The organism is Bremerella volcania (assembly GCF_007748115.1).
Lineage (GTDB): Bacteria > Planctomycetota > Planctomycetia > Pirellulales > Pirellulaceae > Bremerella > Bremerella volcania.
In genome coordinates this window covers 2973410-2990718 of sequence record NZ_CP036289.1, presented here as the reverse complement: position 1 = coordinate 2990718, position 17309 = coordinate 2973410, and the positions used below count along the sequence as shown (strand labels likewise).

The following is a 17309-nucleotide window of genomic DNA, read 5'->3' as shown; positions in this document are numbered from 1 at the left end:
TTAGAGGCCCAGCGGCTTACGCTCGGATGTGATCGACCGACTTCTTATCGCGCTTATCGGGACCCAGATTTCGTTCGACGCCCATTCCGCGGAGCAGCTCGTTGTAGGCATCGAGCCCTTCCGCTTTGACGTCGACGACTTCGCCAGTCTTGAAGCGGCCGTTGGCACCAGTGACGGCATGAAATACGCCGGACAGCTCGCGCTTCACGTCGTTGTGACGGCCGTCGCCCGACTCGGTGCTGATGGTAAACAGCGAGTTCTCCAGAATGGTCCTGCCGTTGGCTTCCATCGCGTCCTGCTCGTCGAGCCGCTGGAGGAAATACGCCACCTCGCGCATCTTCATGTGAGCATGCGCCCGCAACTGTTCGTTCGATTTCTTCTCGTTGAACTGATGCCACCATTCGTGGCTGCATCCTTTGTCGCCGCTGGCCTTGAGCTGCTTGGCGTCGTCGAAGACGAACCGCTTCTCGCCGTTGTACTCGTAGTCGCCGGTCAGACGAATACGTTCGCCGGCGGCCAGGAAGGTAATCGAACCGAAACGGCAACGATCCATGGCGATGGCCAGCGCGTACAGGTCAGCCATCAGGCGCCATTCGGTAGTGAGTTCTTCCAGCGTGATGTCGATCCCTTGCCCGCTTGGGTCGGCCTCGTTGCCGTGTGGCAGCGGAGAAGCTGGCGGCACCGGCAGGTCGCGTCTGCGCTCTTCGGCTTTTTTCTCAAACTCGATCGTGCGCTGTTCGTACTCGCGCACCCGGTCGAGATGATCTTGCAGACGCGACCGTGAGACCTTCCCCAGTGGTGAGTTCGGCGCGGTATAATGCTTCGCCTGCCGCACGACGCTATCGAGCACGCTGCGCGACAACCGCTGGCGGCGCGGATCGAGCGAGTCAGTCGGGACTTCCCCGAAGATCCGACTGAACAGGTCACGCGGCTTCTCCTGCATGGCCGCGGCGGGCGTGCCGTCGTCTTTGAAGCTATGCGTATAGCGCACCACGCGGCTGCGGCGAAAGAAGGTACCGGCGATCAGCGTCGAGATCATCCCTGGTGGGAGGCCATTGGGATGATAATGCTGGCGGACTAGCTGATCGATCGAAGGACCGCCTGCCTTGGCCGTTCCTTCCGCGGGCATCGCGGTGAACGCCGCCGAAGCGCCATCGAAATGCGCATTGATGCCTGGCATGTCGCAGCGAACGTGGTCGACGTTCTTCATGACCAGCAACTTATCACGTAGCGGCTTCAGTGGTTCCAACACGCCGTCGAAGCCCTCGGTTTGCAGTGGAGAGGGTATCCCCAGACCGAAGAAGACGTTGAACGCCCGCACGGGAACTTCCGCCTTGGCAGCCCCCAGCACGGGCGTAACGGTCATCTCTTCCAATAGCGGCAGCCCGATGGCAACCGTCCCCAGACCTTGCAGAAGCGTTCGGCGATTGAGATGTGTTCGTTTCATCGGTGAAACCCAAAAGGGAAGGGGAATGTTAGCGTGACGTTTGGGAGGGAGGGAACTTCTGAACCAGGTCACTGAGGACGATGGCTTGCATGACGGCCTGATACGTACCGCCACCCGCTTGTGCTTGCTCGTGAATCTGTTTGACGATGGCCTCATCGCTGGAAGCCAACGGGCGCGAGATGGCGAACTGCACCAGCTTCCGCGTGATGCCCATTCGTACGCGATCACTCGCCGCGAGTATCTCCATCAACTGCCGCGACGACTCATACTTCACCGGCTCTTCGGTGCCTGGCAGCAGAATCTCACCATCATCGCGCAGGGGGTTACCAAATCGATCTTTGTCCGAGAACGCGCCAATGCCGTCGAACTTTTCGAGCCCGAATGCCAGCGGTTCGAATCGCGAGTGGCATCCACCGCACGAGGCGTTGTTGATACGCTCCATGGCGATGCCACGCTGCGTGAGTCCCTTCTTGGTAGGCACAGGGCTCGTATCGACGCACGGTGGCGGGGCCCCCACGTGACTGTAAAGCAGCTCGTGCAGCACGAAGAGCCCTCGACTGACCATCGAGGCGTTATCGCCCCCGAGCGTCAGCGTGCTACCTTGCGTCAGGATCCCTCCCCGCTCGGGATACCAAGCCAGATCGTACTTGCGGATCGGCTCGTACTGCACGATCACTTCTTCGGCCGAGAGTGCCCGGTCGTAGATCGCCACCGAATGCAGCGTGCCCAGCCAGGGGCGATCGCCGGTGACTTCGTTCGCCAGGCCGAAGACCATCTCGCTTTCCCAGTTCGAGAAGTCCCCCAAGCCTTTGCGTTCAGCAGCTAGTTTGCCGTCGATGTAAAGCCGCGCAACCCCGTCGTCGTCTTTCGTGTAGACCACATGCGTCCGCTGCGTCTTCACCTGGCCATCTTTCGTGCTGATCGATGGCATGCCGTTACGATCGGTCTTATTGGTTCGCAGGCGGGCATCGTATTTCTTTTTCTCTTGCCCCAGGGTGAAGTTGCGGCTGCTTGTGTCGTGCGAAAAGGTCACGATACGGGCAGGTCCGTTCTGTTGGAGGTCGTGCGGCGTGATCCAGGCCTCGATCGTAATCTGGTTCGTCTTTCGCAGCGCGGCGGTCATCGGCCGGGGCGGTTCGGTCGTGAAGATCCGTGTCGGTTTATGAACGACGAGCCCATCTGACGTCCAACGTACATTCTCCGGCGATTGAATCTTCAAGTAGAGGGATGAATCGCTGCGGCTTCGATCGTGCACGACATCGCCGCTCCCTTCACTGAAGTCATAGTAAGCGAGGACGCCGCTCGATGTCCCCGCTGTTTGCCGTGCGCCGGCCAGCGGTTGTCCCTGCGTGGCTTTCAAACCGTAGAAGCGGGCCAGCCGCGGAGAGACGACCGTGACCTGAGCATTGAGCAAATCGGCCAGCGGCCGCTGCTGTTGCCAGGCAACTTCGTCGAAGAAGGCCAGCGTCTCGTCTTGCATATCGCTTCCCAGCGCAGGGCTCCACGCCGGGTAGAGTTTCTCGTTGGGGCGCAGCGAATCGAGCCGTTCGAGTTCTAGCCACTCGTGCACGAATTGTGCTGACCGTGCTTTGGCGCGCGGATCGGTTAGCATCCGCTGGACCAATGCTTCCAGCTCAGCCCCCTTTAACTTGCCCGCATCGGCCAGGTGGATCAAATCCTCATCGGGCGGCGCGCCCCACAGAATGTAGCCGAGCCGGGAAGCCAGCTCGTATTGCGACGGCTTGTCGCCGTTGGGCTTTTCGATGCGATAGATAAACCGGGGCGACTGAAGCATCCCTTCCAGGATGTAGCCGACCGCTTCCTCATAAGTTCCCTTTTCCTGCTGAACGGCCTGGGCGATCTGCTGATAGCTTTCCACCTCCCACGGATCGAGCGGACCGCGCAGCACGCGTTTGCCCATCCGCTGGATCAGCTCGCTCAAACAGCCCTCGTCAAACGAACGGCAGTCGGCAAAGCGGGCCGCGAACTCGCCGCAGTCCATCTTCTGCACGATCCGCTGAGCCAACTCGTGGTAGGCTTGAACGTGACTCAAGTCGATCGTCTGGCTGTAGGCGGTATTCGAGAAGCCATCGGCCCGCACATCCGGGGGCAGCAGTCGCTTTGCCTCCGACGCGACGTCGACGCCGGTGATCTCGCGGACGGTCGTGATGTATTCGACAAGTGTGAGCCGCTGCACCCAGACTTCGGACGATTGTTTCACCAGGTGCGAGCCTGGGTCGATGACCTCGCGTGTCCAGACCGCGCCCTCTTCGATCCATGACTGGATGATCTTCTTTTCTTCGGCCGAAAGAGGAGCACGCTTCGGGGGCATTTCGCCTGACTCGATGGTAGTCCACAGTAGACTATCGGCAGAGTTGCCGGCGTGGATGACTTTCCCCGAATCCCCTCCGGCCAGGGCCGTTTGTTTGCGTGAAAGATTCAATCCCCCTTCGGTCTTGCCGGCCCCGTGGCACTCTAGGCAGTGCCTGGAAAGGATCGGAGCGACCTGCGTCTCAAAACGGTGAGCCTGCTGCTGCGGTTTGCTCGGCACCTCTTCGGCATGGGCGCGCGAGCCTAGCCAGGAAAGGAGCACCATCGCAAGAATTTGCGCACTGCGCAGAGGATGATTCATAGGGGACCAATCGAAGGATCGGGCGAGCGGACAGGCAAGTGAAAAGCGAGGAACGTGATCCGCGCATTGTAAGTAGAAAACGGAACTTTCGTCAATTTAATGGCAAATTGATGTCCTAATCCGTCTTTCACTGCTGACCACGTGGGGGCTCGTCGGAAGACTTTTCCTCGGTTTCGGCGCTTGGATGGTCGGTCCGGGTGAGCAGAAAGTCGACCATCTGGCTCAATTCTTCCGCAGTCAGCGAAGAGGCGAACGACGGCATATTGTAGCCGCCGTTATTGATGCGGATGACCAGTTCGCCCCGATCCAAGCGGTCGCCGATCACCGAGAGTTCCGGCCCGCGATACCCGCCAAAGCCGTCGACGTTATGGCAATAGAGACACCCCTTGTCGCGCAGCAGGACCGCTCCGTGCTGGATGTTGGGGTCGTCCGAGCGCACCACCTCCGGCGGCAGCGGTTTGACGTCGAAGTCGGGCGACCATGGTTTGCGGTAGCCATAGATCGTCAGCACGACAAACGCCGTCGCCCCCACGATGACCGTTGCCACGGCCCAGGGACGCTTCGACGGCGCCCGATGCCCGCGATTGGAAAGCATGGGAACGATAAACAAACCGATCGCCCCCAGGATCGGCATCCCCAGAATGACGTAGGTCTCCAGTTCCGGCGGCAACATCGAAAGGACCGCGAAGTACCACCAGAAATACCAGTCCGGCATTGGGTTGGCGTGAATGTTCGCCGGGTTCGGGGCCGGGCCGAGCGAAGGGGGGCCGACGAAGATCGCACAACCTAGGATCACCGCGACCATGATCGTGGAAAACACCACATCGCGCCAGGCGGCAATCGGCCAGAACGGCACGCCCGTCTTTTCGAGGCGCCCCTCGTACTGTTCCTTGTATGTTTCGGGGTCGACCGGCTGGTCGGCCTTGGGCATTTCGGAAATGCCGTGCCGGAGGATGAGCCACAAATGCAGACCGACGCCTGCGAAGATCAGCCCCGGCAGGATGAAGACGTGGATGGCAAAGAAGCGGCTGAGCGTCGAACCGCCGACCGTTTCGCCCCCCATCAGAAACTGGGAAATATACCCGCCGACAAACGGTACCCGAGCAGCCATCTCGGCGGCGACCATCACCGACCACACGCCATTAGCGTCCCACCGCAGCAACTGCCCAGTGAAGGCCATACCCAGCACGACGAACAGCAGCACGACGCCGCTCATCCAGTTCATCTCACGCGGGTACTTGTACGAGGCGTGCAGGAAAACCTGCGTCATGTGAATGACGGCCAGCATGACCATGGCGGTCGCCCCGTAGTAGTGCATTCCGCGCACCAGGTAGCCGAGCGTGGCGTCGTTGGTGATGTAGACGAGGCTTTCATACGCCGCGTCGCCGCCAGGGACGTAGACCATCGCCAGCGCGACGCCGGTCAACACCTGGATAATGAACGCACACAGCGTGGCACTACCGAACACGTACCACCACCGCGCATCGCGGGGGACGACATGCTCGAGCATCGGCATGACGACATCGGAGAAGCCGCTTCGATCGTCGATCCAATTCCAGATCTTGCCCAGCATCGTCATACCTGGTCGTTGGTGGTCAAGGGAACGGACGACGTTTCGATCTCGACGAAACCGTCTTTCACCCGCACGGTGTAACGGGCCAGCGGCTCGGGCGGAGGGCCGGCGGCGACTTCGCCATCTTCGTAATAGACACCCCCGTGACACGGACACATGAACAGGGAAGCGTCTTCGACCCAGTTCACCGGGCAGCCGAGATGCCGGCAGTTGATCGAGAAAGCGATGAACTCGTTCTCGGAAACGCGCCGCAGCCAGGCGCCACTCAGTGCCGTGACGCCAGCCCAGGGTTGGTCGATCGTGTCTTTGAATTCGACGCTGACGGTCTTGCCGACTTCGTACTCGTCAAGCTTGCCGAGCTTCCGCCACGCTTGCTTGGGCCGGGCAAACACCGGGGCGAGCACGAACCCGACGCCTGGCAGCGTGATCATCGCGCCGATCAGCGCTGACAAGCCCAGGCAAAGCTTGGTCAGAAAGCCGCGTCGGTCTTCGTCCGACGAAGGGGACCTTGTTTCGGGACTATCACTCACCAGTGTTTTCCTTCTTCCAATCAAGACGGATGTCGTTGATCCACATCCACAGCGACCACGCCATCACCCCCAGCCCCGCGAGCGACATGATCCACATCGTGGTCACGCCCCACAGCAGCATCATGATGCCCAGGGCCATCGCCGCCGGGGCATAGGTGGGCTGCGGCGTGGGGGACTCGTGCGAACTGGCGACTTCACTTTCGCTCATAGGGAAGCCTCCGGTAGGTTCTCATTCGAAGCGTGATCTTCCATCGCATACCAGCGGCACAGCACGCTGAGAATCGCACAGATATAGAGCGAACAAGGGGGCACCCACATCAACAGCCCGCCGAGTTGCTGATCGACCATCGGCGTGAAGCCGGCTTGATACAGCGACGTGAGGATGCCGACCCGATCGACCGGATTGGCAAACGCCGGACAGACCGACACCGGCGTGAAGGTGATGTAGATTCCCAGCAGCGTGCATCCGGCACACGCGGAAAACAAATAGATCACTGCCAACAGCGGATCCAACCGAAAGCGAGCCACCGGCGAATAGATGGGCCACCAGAACGCCAGGCCTGCCGCCAGGAACGTCGCGCTGCGAACGAAACCCAAAGCGTCGCTTTGGGTCGCCGCGCTGCACAGCGAGGGGACGTGCCACAGCCACATTGCCCCGAGACCAGCAACCCAGCCGACAATCGGTATGGACAGCAGCGCGCTGAACTTCGATAGGCTCGGTCGATTAAGCAGCGACTCGATCAGCTGGCGTGGAAGGAACAGCATCAGGGCAAGGGGCACGATCAACAGCAACAAAAGGTGCTGCACCATGTGAGCGCTAAACAGGTAACCACTGGCCAGCACGCCAATCGGGGAAACGAAGGCCAAAATTAGCACGACCACCGCGACGGCCAGCCACCACCAGTTGGCACCGGCGAACTGCTTTCGCCACGTCATGGCAGCGACAAGCAGCGGCACCACCACCAGCCACACCGGCGAGGTGAGGTTCCAAAGGGACGGACTCGTAAGAAACGTCATCACTGCAAGTACCCCATGTACACAATCAGGAAGACGATAATCCAAACCACGTCGACGAAGTGCCAGTAAACGCCGACGGCCCCGAACACTTTGCTTCGCTGGCTGGAGAATGAATCGCCGATCGCCAGGGCCAGCAAAATCGACAGCGCGATGAGCCCTGCCGTGACGTGCAATCCATGAAATCCGGTCACGGTGAAGAAGGTCGCCGCGAACAGATTCGAGTCGACGGTAACGTCACTTTGAATCAATCCGATGTATTCCCAGGCTTGCCCCAACATGAACACCGTCCCCAGGCCGATCGTCAAACCGAGCCAGCCCCGGAAGTGCTGCGACTTACCTGCTTTCAAGGCCCGTTCGGCAAACCAGAACGTGACGCTGCTCAGCAGTAAGCAGACGGTGAACGCCCCGGTACGTGTGGCATCGAGCGCCGTGGCCGAGGTCGGTCCTGCCAGCTCTTGCGAGTTGAAGACCACGTAAGATACCAACAACAGCAGAAAGAAGACCGCCTCCGAAGCGATGAACGTCCAGGCACATACCATCGCCTTGTCGGGGCGTCGGCCATTATCGCTTGGTGTCTTGGAGGACTTCCAGTCGGCATGCTCAGGCTGGTCTAGGTCCCAAACCGGACGTCGGCTTTTGACCTCGGGAATCGTCTCAAAATTTTCGGGCGGAGGTGGCGAGGTAGTGGCCCATTCCAGCGTGAAGCCGTTCCACGGATTGTTCCCGGCCGGCTGTCCACTGCGTAGGCTGATCGCGATGTTCCACAGCAGCACCAGCGTACCGGTGGCCATGGCAACGGCTCCGGCGGTGGCCACCATGTTCAGCAGCATCCAGCCTGGGTTGTCGTCGTAGGTGTACACGCGCCGCGGCATGCCCATCACGCCGAGCAAGTGCTGCGACATGAAGGTCGCGTTGAGTCCAAACACCCACAGCCACAGCTGCCAACGGCCCAGGCGTTCGCTGAGCATACGCCCGGTCATCTTCGGGAACCAATAGTAAGTCGCCGAGAACAGCCCGAAGACCGTTCCGCCAATCAGCACGTAGTGAAAGTGCCCCACGACGAAGTACGTATCGGTCAACTGCCAGTCGATCGGCACGGCGGCGAACATCACGCCGGTGAGTCCCCCGATCACGAACTCTAATAGAAAGGCCACCGCGAACTGCATGGCGACCGTCAAATGAATGGCACCGCCCCACATGGTCGCGGTCCAGTTGAAGATTTTTACCCCAGTGGGTAGCGCTATCAGAAGCGTTCCGACCGCGAAGAAGATGTCGGCTCCCATGCCCAAACCAACGGCAAACATATGATGAGCCCACACGCCGTAGCTCAGCAGCACGATCACGGCACTTGAGCCAGCCACGAACGCGTAGCCGTAGATCGGCTTGCGTGAAAAAGTCGGGATCACTTCCGAGACCATCCCGAATGCCGGCAGAATGAGAATGTAAACCTCGGGATGGCCAAACACCCAGAAGAAGTGTTGCCACAAGACGGCCGATCCGCCACGTTCCGGCTGAAAGAAGGCCGCACCCAGGAAGCGATCGATCAGCAGCATGGCAAGCGCCGCGTTCAAAGCCGGCAAGGCCAGCACGGTCAGGATCGCCGTCATCAGGCTCATCCAGACGAAGAGCGGTACGCGCTGCAAACTCATCCCCGGCGCACGCAGGGTCAGCACCGTAACGATGATATTGATCGCCGCGGCCACGCTTCCCACGCCGAGGCAAAGCAGGCCGATGATCCAGTAGTCTTGGGCAACCATTAGATTGTACGGCCGCGTCGAAAGGGGCGCGTAACTGAACCACCCTGCGCTAGGTGCCGCACCGGTAAAGAAGCTGAAGTACAGCAGGATGCCCCCCATCGGCAAAAGCCAGAAGCTCATCGCGTTGAGCCGCGGAAAGGCGACGTCGCGAGCCCCGATCATCAGGGGAACGAAGTAGTTCGCAAAACCAACCAGCACCGGCATGCCCACCAGAAAGACCATCGTGGTCCCATGCATGGTGAACATCTGGTTGAAGAAGTCGGGCGAAAGGAAGTCGTTCTTAGGCACCAGCAGTTGAAACCGAATCAGTAAGGCTTCCAGCCCGCCGATCGCCAGGAAGATGGTCGCCGTGCAGATGTACATGATGCCGATCTGCTTGTGATCGACCGAACTGACCCACGTCAGTAGCGGCCCCAGGGCCGAGCCCTGTTCGGCTTCCGTCTCCGTCGTTTCGATCAGTGGCATGCTCAACGGAGGGTCTCCAGGTAGGCAACCAATTGATCGAGTTGCTCGTCTTTGAGTTTGAAGTTCGGCATCTTGCAGCCCGGCTTCACGGCTTGCGGGTTGGCCAGCCAGATGCGGAGATTCTCGGGCGTGTTCTTGATCACGCCAGCACCCAGTTGGGATCGGCTGGCCAGGTGCGTCAGATCAGGCGCGAAGTCTTCTTTCGCCTGGGTTCCGGAAACGGCGTGACACTGCGAGCAGGTCAGCTTCATGAACAGGGCCGCCCCATCGGAGGCCAGCTTTTCGCTGGGCGCGGCAGCTGTCTGCTGCTCTCGCTGCTGCCAGGCATTGAAGTCGTCTGGTTCGTGGGCGATGACCAGGAAGTTCATCCAGGCATGCTGCGTGCCGCAGTACTCGGCGCAGCGTCCCTGGTAGGTGCCTGGCTTGTCGGCTTCCAGCCAGACGAAGTTCTCGTGCCCCGGTATCGCATCCATCTTGCGGGTCAACTGGGCAACCCAAAAACAATGAATGACGTCTTCCGAGCGCAGCGCGACGCGGAGCCTCTTTCCGGTGGGAATGTGGATTTCGTTCGCCGAGACGATGCCGGACGCGGTGTACTCGACTTCCCACCACCACTGATGCCCTGTGACGATGATGTCGATGCCGTCGTCGCCCGTCCCCCCCTTGGCATACTGCGGGGGCAAGGCGTTGATGGTCAGGATCAGTTTGATGCTGATCACGGCGATCCAAATGACAATGATCACCGGGCCCGCCATCCAGGCAATTTCCCGCCGATGGCTGCCGAAGTCTTGAACCGGTAGCTTTTCGGTGACGCGAAACCGGTAGAGGGCGAAGCAGATCAGCCCCGAGACGATCGCGAAGATACCGGCACTGATGATCAGCACCTGGACGAACAGATCGCGTATCGATTCCGCCTGGGGTGATGCCGGATCGAATACGGGAAATGTCGACTCCATCGCTTCCAAACTCTAGGGTACTGAATGCTTAGCGTAATCCTTACTGTTGGATGCGATTGTACGAAGATTCCGGCGCGTCGCAATCCGATTCAATCAGACATCGCTCACCGCAGCTTAACAATCGGCAAGTCGCGTTAAGCCTTTCGCACTACGTATTCAAGGCAATTTAGAGAAAACGTTTTGCCACGGGTGAGGAGTGCGTTCGAGCCGGTCCGTTATCGAACAGTTGGGGGCAGATGCCAGGAATACCTCGCTAGAGGTCAGGGCACGGGGATAGGTAGGTATTAGCGATGGCTATCCGTGGAGGGGGCGATGTCCTTCAGCGACAAGAAGCCATCGTCGTCGCGATCCATGGCGGAAAACTTCTCGGCCGAGGCAGGGAATTCATCCCGGGAAATCTGTCCGTCGCGATTACGGTCCAGGGCCTGAAACCACGCGGGACCTTGCGTTGGGCCTTGATCGAGCAGTTTTTGGCTGGGTCCTTGAGAAATGACGAAACGCAATTGACGCGGCAATTGACGCGGTACCAGTCGACCGGCTTGAACGACGCCAGCAGACTGAAGGACTTCCCAGGCCTCGGACAGTTCCTGAGCAGAGAGGGAACCATCGAAGTTTTCGTCGAGGGCCGTAAAGAGGTTTTGCTCGAAATCAAGGATGGCGACGACAACCACCGAGCCAATGTAAGCTTGGACCACGACCTGCCACTGGGCGAACTCCTGGGCGGTCAAGACGTCATCTCGATTCCGATCGGCCAATGGGATAAGGTTCTCCAGGTCAACCTGATTCTGCATTCCGGCGATTTCACTCAACTTGATCTCGTTATCCTCGCCGGCACTACTGGCAAACTGACTTGCCAGCTCGGCCAACGAGGCTTCGGCTCGGGAGTTACTCGGGGTGGTCACGTGCAGACGAGCAGTAGACGCGATGGAAGTGGAAGTCAGCGCGTTAACCTTGGTCTGGGGGGAACTCAGGTCCTGCAGGCTCGCGCCGTCTGGGGAAAGATTGATCGCCCAGTGGTGATCGCATGCGGCGGCATTTCCTTGCCGAACTTGGATGATGCCAAACGAATGAACCGATACGTTGTCGCCTGACACCAATCGCGTCGGTGTCACCCCCGGGTAGACATGCCGGGGAAGTAGTTCGCCGGGACTGATCAGTTCGTCCGCGTTCATATCCAATGTCATCAACCGCATCATGCTACGCTCAATCCGCTTTGGATCGACCTTGTCGCCTGGCATGATTGCCATAGCACGCAGCAGCGCTGCATTCATCTCGGCGTTGCGGGGCGTCACGTCGCTGGTCAACCATAACCCAGCCTTGCTGAAAGCCGCGTAGTACGTCTGAAATTCGTCCAGGGTTATCAGGCCATCCTCGTTGGGATCGATATCCGTGGGACGCTGGACCATGGTGGGCAGCAGTCGTCCGAGTGGAAGCTGACGCAGTCCAGCCGGAGATGCAATCGTCTGTGATTCCACTTCATCAAGCCGCTGGTCGTTGTTCAGGTCATAAAAATGGAATAACGCCGCGGTCGCTTCACCGGCGCGCTTGGCAACCGGCTGACCATCGGCCTGAATCGTCAATGCCCAAGCTTCGATCTGGTCGCCGGTCGTCATCTGGACGACGGTGGTTTCGAACGTTTCCTGTGCGAAGACGAATCGCGGAAGAATCGTGACCAGCGCAAACCCGATTAACAAGCACGCGTTTCTCATCCAACCAGTTCCTCGATCAAGCCAGCGGATGGATCGGCGATGCGGATTGGCCGGTTGACGTTCGAATCGTTCTGCTTCATCGGGTCGATTCCCATGCTGGCACAAACGGTGGCGATCAAGTCGGGCACCTGGTATGGCTTACTTTCGACGACCGTTCCGTCCTTGCTGGTGCTGCCGATGACCTGCCCATGGCAGTTCGGTCCCCCCGCGGCCATCACCGCCCAGGCCTTGGGCCAATGATCGCGGCCGGAGTTGGCATTGATTTTGGGCGTTCTTCCGAATTCGCCTTGGCAAAGAATGAGCGTCTCTTCCAACATGCCCCGTTCGCTCAAATCTTGCACCAGCGAAGCGAAGCCGCTGTCAAGCTGGGACGACAATCCCGCGACGCGGCCGAAGTTATCGTAGTGCGTGTCCCATCCGCCCAGCGAGACCTCCACAAACGGCACGTCTCGTTCGGCCAGACGACGTGCCAGCAAGCAGCCTTGTCCAAAAATGGTACGGCCATAACGATCGCGTACCGAGTCCTTTTCACGTTCCAAATCAAACGCCGCGACCACATCGGGATGCATCATCCGCAGGGCCCGCTGCGTGGCAGCGGCTAGTTCAATGGCCTTACGGTCGGAACCTTGGGCCAGGAAGTGCTCGTTCATCTGGCCAAGCAAGTCGACTCGTCGCGACTGGCCGAGCGGCGATCGTTGCTCCAGGTCTCGCACGACCAGATCGTCGACGCTCTTGGCCATTTCTCCCACGACCAGCGGGGAAGCGGCTGTATCGAGAAACCCTCGACTGGCAATTGCCGGACGCTGCGGTGGAGCGATACTGATGAAGCCGGGCAGGGGGGCCTCCGACTGTGCCTGTTCTTGGGCGACTAGCGCGCCGAGGTCTGGAAAGTCGATGCCGGCCTGGGGAATGTATCCGGTGCGCGCCAGGTGCACGGCACGGCCATGGTCACCTTCGCGGGACGTCATCGAGCGGACGATCGCGCAGTGATCGGACCATTTCGCCAGACCGGGAAAGTGCTCGGAGATTCGCATGCCAGGCGTCTTGGTGGCGATCTCCTTGAACGGACCACCATTGTCGTGCTCGGGCTTCAAATCCCACAGATCGATCGTTGCCGGTCCACCGTGCAGCCATAGCAGAATGACGCGTTTCACCTTCGTGTCGGAGGTCTTCTCGGCGGCGGACAAGCTTCGCAGCCAGCTACCTTGCAGCATCATTGATGAAGAGGCAGCGGCCAGCGACATTCCGAACAGGCGGCGGCTAATTCCTTGAAGCACGGTAGTTTCCCTTAAATGACGCGGACTTCCGCGCGGTCAATGATTTGTGTTGAACTCAACGGAGTTAACCAACACCCAAAACAAGTCCCCCAGTCGCTGGGCACGCGTGGCCGGGTCGTCTTCCAGGTAGCCTGCTACCCGCAGTTGCTGCCAGTCGGGCTCGCCTGGGGGCCGGTTAAGCGTTGACCAGAAGAGGCTCTCGACACATTCCCGCTCGGTGAGAAACGGAGCGGCGGCCAGCCCTCGGACCAATGGGTTCGAGTTCGGATCGCTCAACCGGGCAATCTTCTCGCCATTCATCAGCGAAAGTGCCTGGGTCACGCAGCGCTCGACGTCGACGCTACGATAGGCCGGAAACATTTCAAGGAACGCCTGGCGATCGTGAAGCTGCTCGGCCGAGTCGAGGTCGCCGCGAATCGGTGGTTTTCCGGCGGCGATATTCAGGCTGTCGTATAGCTGCGGGCCCGTCAGACCGCGCGTCGTCATGTAAGGAAAAGGATCGGTCGCCGTGGTGGCCGGGCCGCGATGGTGGATTTGGTAGGCATCCGTCGAGACGATCGTTTCGGCCAGCCAACGCAGATCGAATTGATGCTCGACCCATGCTTCGGCCAGAATCTCCAGGGCTTGCTCGCGCACCGGGCTGGCGATTTGATCGGGCTGTCGCGTGACCAGCGGCGCACCAAAGTATTCGGCCCACAACTGATTGACGGTCCGCCGGGCGAAGAAAGGATTGTTCGCCTGACCGACCCACGTGGCGAAGACTTCCCGTCCGGAGGTGAGCTGCAAGTCAGGCGATTCGCTTTCCAAGGGCAAATCACCGGTGAATAGCACGGGAGCAACTGACTTGCCGGCATCGGGAATCTTGATCTCGATTTCATACCAAGGGCGGTTTTCCTCGAAGCGGCTCTTGGGCACAAAGAACGCCGCCGTTTGCCAGAACTGCTCTTGGCTGTAGGCATCGAAAGGATGATCGTGGCATTGGGCACAGCTGAGATCGACCCCTAAAAAGGAACTCGTCGCGTTGGCTGCCATGCGTTCGGGACGGTGGTCGTTCGCTTCGATCAGCGTCTTGGGGGTCGTCAGGCTGCCCATCGGGCCGCCGCTTTGTTCGCTCGTTTGTGGGGCGTACGAAACCGAGATCAGCTGCTGGGCGATTTCGTTGAGCGGACGATCGTGATTCAACTGATCCGCGATCCAGGCCTCGGTATCGCCAGCCAGGTACTCGTAAGGCGCGACGGACGTTTGCGGAAACCAAAGGGTTCGCACGAAGGTTGCCAGATGCTTCGCGGCGGCCGGACTACGGCTAAGCCGCCGGATCGCTTGCTCACGCGTCTCTGTATCCTCGCTGGCAACAAACGCTCGCGCTTCGGCGGCCGTGGGAATTCGTCCGATCAGGTCGAGCGACGCGCGACGCAGAAAGGTGGTCCGATCGGCAAGTTCGTGGTGATTCGACTCCAGCAACTGCGCAAGCTGCCGGTTCACCTCTTGAACGACGCCCTCTGGTTGGTCGCCCAGTGCTGAAACGCCACTTGGAATCGCGGAAAGCAAACAGACAAGGAAAACACGTTGCATGAATTACTCGTTGGCCTGGTAGTCTTCAGCTGAAATGAACTCGCCATCGGCGATGCTGACTAGCGCGACCATCACTTCCTGTTCCAAGCCGGCCCGCAACGGGGCGACGCTTCCATCGGCCATCAATGCGTGGGCTTTCTGGGGATGAAAGCCGTAGATCGAGCCTCCATTGGAACAGTTGACCGCGCACCGGCCGAACTGGTTGCGACCCTCTTTATCGTAGGAACGCAGGTGGTTCCAGTTGGGTGCGATCCATTGTCCAAAGCTGAACCCTTCCACCAACGGGCGATGTTCCTCGTCATCGGTCTTGTGGGCATGCAGCTTGCCGCTTCGCCACTCGTTCGGTTTATCGGCCATCTCGACCACCAAAAAAGAATTGGCTCGGCCATCGGTGATGTCGCTTAGCTTGATCGCGTGACCGGCGGTTACTTTCGATCCGCCGTAGTATCGACCGGGCGAAGCCATCGCGCCGCGATAGAGTCGCTCTTGCACGTTGGTCAGCAGGTAAGCCCCTGAAGAGGCCACGTAGTCGGTCGCTGCCGCGGTGAACTCCTTGCCGTCCGGGTCTAACAGTCGTACTTCACGATCGCCGTGCGGAGCCGAAGGACAGACGAGCCCACTTAGGTGTGTTGCTCCGACCTGTTGGTTAGCCCCGTCCCACCACTCGCGACTCAGCTGGTACTGATCGTAAAGTGCGGCCTGATCCATGAAGGGAAGAACCAATGTATTCCAGCCGCGATGGGGCTCGCGCCCGTTGCTGGGCAAGGAATCTTGATGGACTTCCGCGAAGGCCAGGCAGGCCTTGCCAATCACAGAGAGGTTCTTTTCGCAGAGAGTGGCTCGCGACTCTTCCCTTGCCCCGGCCAACCAAGGCGTACCAATCGCGACCACCAGCAGTACGCTGGCGGTCGCCACGATCAGGTCAAGTAGACGATCTTGTTGTTGACCAAACATGTCAATCGATTCCTCGGTTGGCAGGGCAGGACACGTAACTTGGGCGAAACGATTTTAGAAGTCGCCTACTACGTTGCCATCAGCTTTGAAACACAAGTTCAGGAACGTTTGCGTATCGACCGTTTCAGGAATCGTGCGCGTGGAGCCGTCGGCCAGCACCACATTGATGATGCCGGGATGAAACGCGTAGGGGGCCGTTTCATTGTCGATATTGATGTAGCTGGTACAGCCGTCGCAACCCTTGGCGCTTCCATCGCTTTCCCAGTTGTAGATCATCACCCCGTTGTTCCCGGACCAGGGTCCATAGCCGTAAAACTGGGCGTTGGTAACTTGCAGCTGTTTGCTCATATTCCAGTGAACGGGCTTACCGGCCATTTCGAACAGCAGGATTGTGTTGCTGGTCCCGTCAGTGATGTCGGCGAAGTCGGCGCCCGCTTCATTCAGAATGCCAACTTCGCGGCCTGGTACGTCGGTATGGTTGCCGGAACTATCGAGCACGTGCATACCGCGAATACCCTGGTAGTCGGTCGCCACACCGGTCACGCTTGGATCTAAAGCGGTCGGGTCGGTCGTCCAGCCCATGTTCCAGCCAGCGTAAAGGGGCATCTTGCGATCACCGCCGGGGGCACTCGGGCAGAGGTAAATATCGATCGGCGTGTTGACGGCATCGTGGTTCGCTGGATCGTCAAAGCCATACGACTGGTTGTAGATGTTCGAAAGGTTTCCCTGCTCGACGAACGGCATGATCATCGCCAGAAACCCAGTCACGACCTTGGTGCTGTTTCCTGAAGAATCAAAACCGTTGTAGACCAATCGGCCCGGAGCAAACGTACGAAATGTATCGTGGTAGTTGTGACAAGCCAGGCCGATCTGCCGCATGTTGTTCGAGCACTGCATGCGCCGAGCCGCTTCGCGAGCTTGTTGCACTGCCGGCAATAGAAGGGCAATTAGAATCCCAATGATGGCAATCACCACCAGCAATTCAACCAGCGTAAAACCAGACGGACGTGAACGTGACACGGTAGGCATCTCCCAGGAACTCTTCGATTAAAAAAACACATGGAACGCATTTGTTTCCAAGCGTCGCAATCGCGAGGTGCCTTGGGCTTTTTGAGAGAGCCTGGGTGCCTAACGGCTAGCTTTAACTTTCGGTTGCGTTGTAAATCAGATCAGCAATCTCTGCAAGAATCATTCCAAAAGGAAACGGGGGTTTCCTCCTGGATTTCGTCAATTTCTTTCGAGATTAAGTGCCCGTGACAAAACGTCATGACCAACAGCCACCTCATGGTGTCGGTTGATACGACATCCATGTCGTATTGCGCTACACGCGATTCCTTTTTTTGAGGAGCGGACCAGTAATTACCGCCTCTCGATCTCTGACGTTGTGAGTTATCTGTGGCCGGTTCGAACCATAGTCACT

Annotated in this window: 13 protein-coding genes; all 13 read right to left on the bottom strand. The window is 59.2% G+C overall.

Annotation, left to right across the window (positions count from 1 at the left end; translation table 11 throughout):
* Window positions 1-16: 16 nt before the first annotated feature.
* Window positions 17-1447 carry a DUF1552 domain-containing protein gene (locus Pan97_RS12245; RefSeq protein WP_144972909.1) on the bottom strand — a complete coding sequence of 477 codons (1431 nt, stop codon included), beginning with the start codon at window positions 1445-1447 and terminating at the stop codon, window positions 17-19.
* A gap of 28 nt (window positions 1448-1475) precedes the next feature.
* Window positions 1476-4079, bottom strand: a complete 2604-nt coding sequence (locus tag Pan97_RS12240) for a DUF1592 domain-containing protein (protein ID WP_144972907.1) — start codon at window positions 4077-4079, stop codon at window positions 1476-1478.
* 127 nt (window positions 4080-4206) lie between these two features.
* Entirely contained in the window at window positions 4207-5658 is a 1452-nt protein-coding gene (locus tag Pan97_RS12235) for a cytochrome b N-terminal domain-containing protein (RefSeq protein WP_144972905.1), read from the bottom strand.
* Window positions 5655-6182, bottom strand: coding sequence for a QcrA and Rieske domain-containing protein (locus tag Pan97_RS12230; RefSeq protein WP_206668928.1), 528 nt, complete (start codon window positions 6180-6182; stop codon window positions 5655-5657). The genes Pan97_RS12235 and Pan97_RS12230 overlap by 4 nt, the downstream gene beginning before the upstream one ends.
* Window positions 6175-6390 carry a hypothetical protein gene (locus Pan97_RS12225; RefSeq protein WP_144972903.1) on the bottom strand — a complete coding sequence of 72 codons (216 nt, stop codon included), beginning with the start codon at window positions 6388-6390 and terminating at the stop codon, window positions 6175-6177. The genes Pan97_RS12230 and Pan97_RS12225 overlap by 8 nt, the downstream gene beginning before the upstream one ends.
* A complete protein-coding gene (locus tag Pan97_RS12220) occupies window positions 6387-7199 on the bottom strand; it encodes a cytochrome c oxidase assembly protein (protein WP_144972901.1) in 813 nt (270 codons plus the stop codon). The genes Pan97_RS12225 and Pan97_RS12220 overlap by 4 nt, the downstream gene beginning before the upstream one ends.
* On the bottom strand, window positions 7199-9421 hold the full coding sequence (ctaD, locus tag Pan97_RS12215; RefSeq protein ID WP_144978355.1) for a cytochrome c oxidase subunit I: 2223 nt from the start codon (window positions 9419-9421) through the stop codon (window positions 7199-7201). Before ctaD ends, Pan97_RS12220 begins: the two co-directional genes overlap by 1 nt.
* Before the next feature lie 2 nt (window positions 9422-9423).
* Window positions 9424-10377, bottom strand: coding sequence for a cytochrome c oxidase subunit II (gene coxB, locus Pan97_RS12210; RefSeq protein WP_144972899.1), 954 nt, complete (start codon window positions 10375-10377; stop codon window positions 9424-9426).
* A gap of 284 nt (window positions 10378-10661) precedes the next feature.
* Complete coding sequence (locus Pan97_RS12205) at window positions 10662-12086, bottom strand: EF-hand domain-containing protein (RefSeq protein ID WP_144972897.1); 1425 nt, start codon at window positions 12084-12086, stop codon at window positions 10662-10664.
* The gene (locus tag Pan97_RS12200) at window positions 12083-13363 is read right to left on the bottom strand and encodes a DUF1501 domain-containing protein (protein WP_196782373.1); all 1281 of its coding nucleotides are present in this window, start codon (window positions 13361-13363) and stop codon (window positions 12083-12085) included. Before Pan97_RS12200 ends, Pan97_RS12205 begins: the two co-directional genes overlap by 4 nt.
* A gap of 36 nt (window positions 13364-13399) precedes the next feature.
* On the bottom strand, window positions 13400-14935 hold the full coding sequence (locus Pan97_RS12195) for a DUF1549 domain-containing protein (RefSeq protein ID WP_144972895.1): 1536 nt from the start codon (window positions 14933-14935) through the stop codon (window positions 13400-13402).
* Between the two features lie 3 nt (window positions 14936-14938).
* Window positions 14939-15889 (bottom strand): DUF1559 family PulG-like putative transporter, encoded by a 951-nt coding sequence (locus tag Pan97_RS12190; protein ID WP_144972893.1) that lies wholly within the window; start codon window positions 15887-15889, stop codon window positions 14939-14941.
* A gap of 54 nt (window positions 15890-15943) precedes the next feature.
* Window positions 15944-16909, bottom strand: coding sequence for a DUF1559 domain-containing protein (locus tag Pan97_RS12185; protein ID WP_165698722.1), 966 nt, complete (start codon window positions 16907-16909; stop codon window positions 15944-15946).
* Window positions 16910-17309 lie beyond the last annotated feature (400 nt).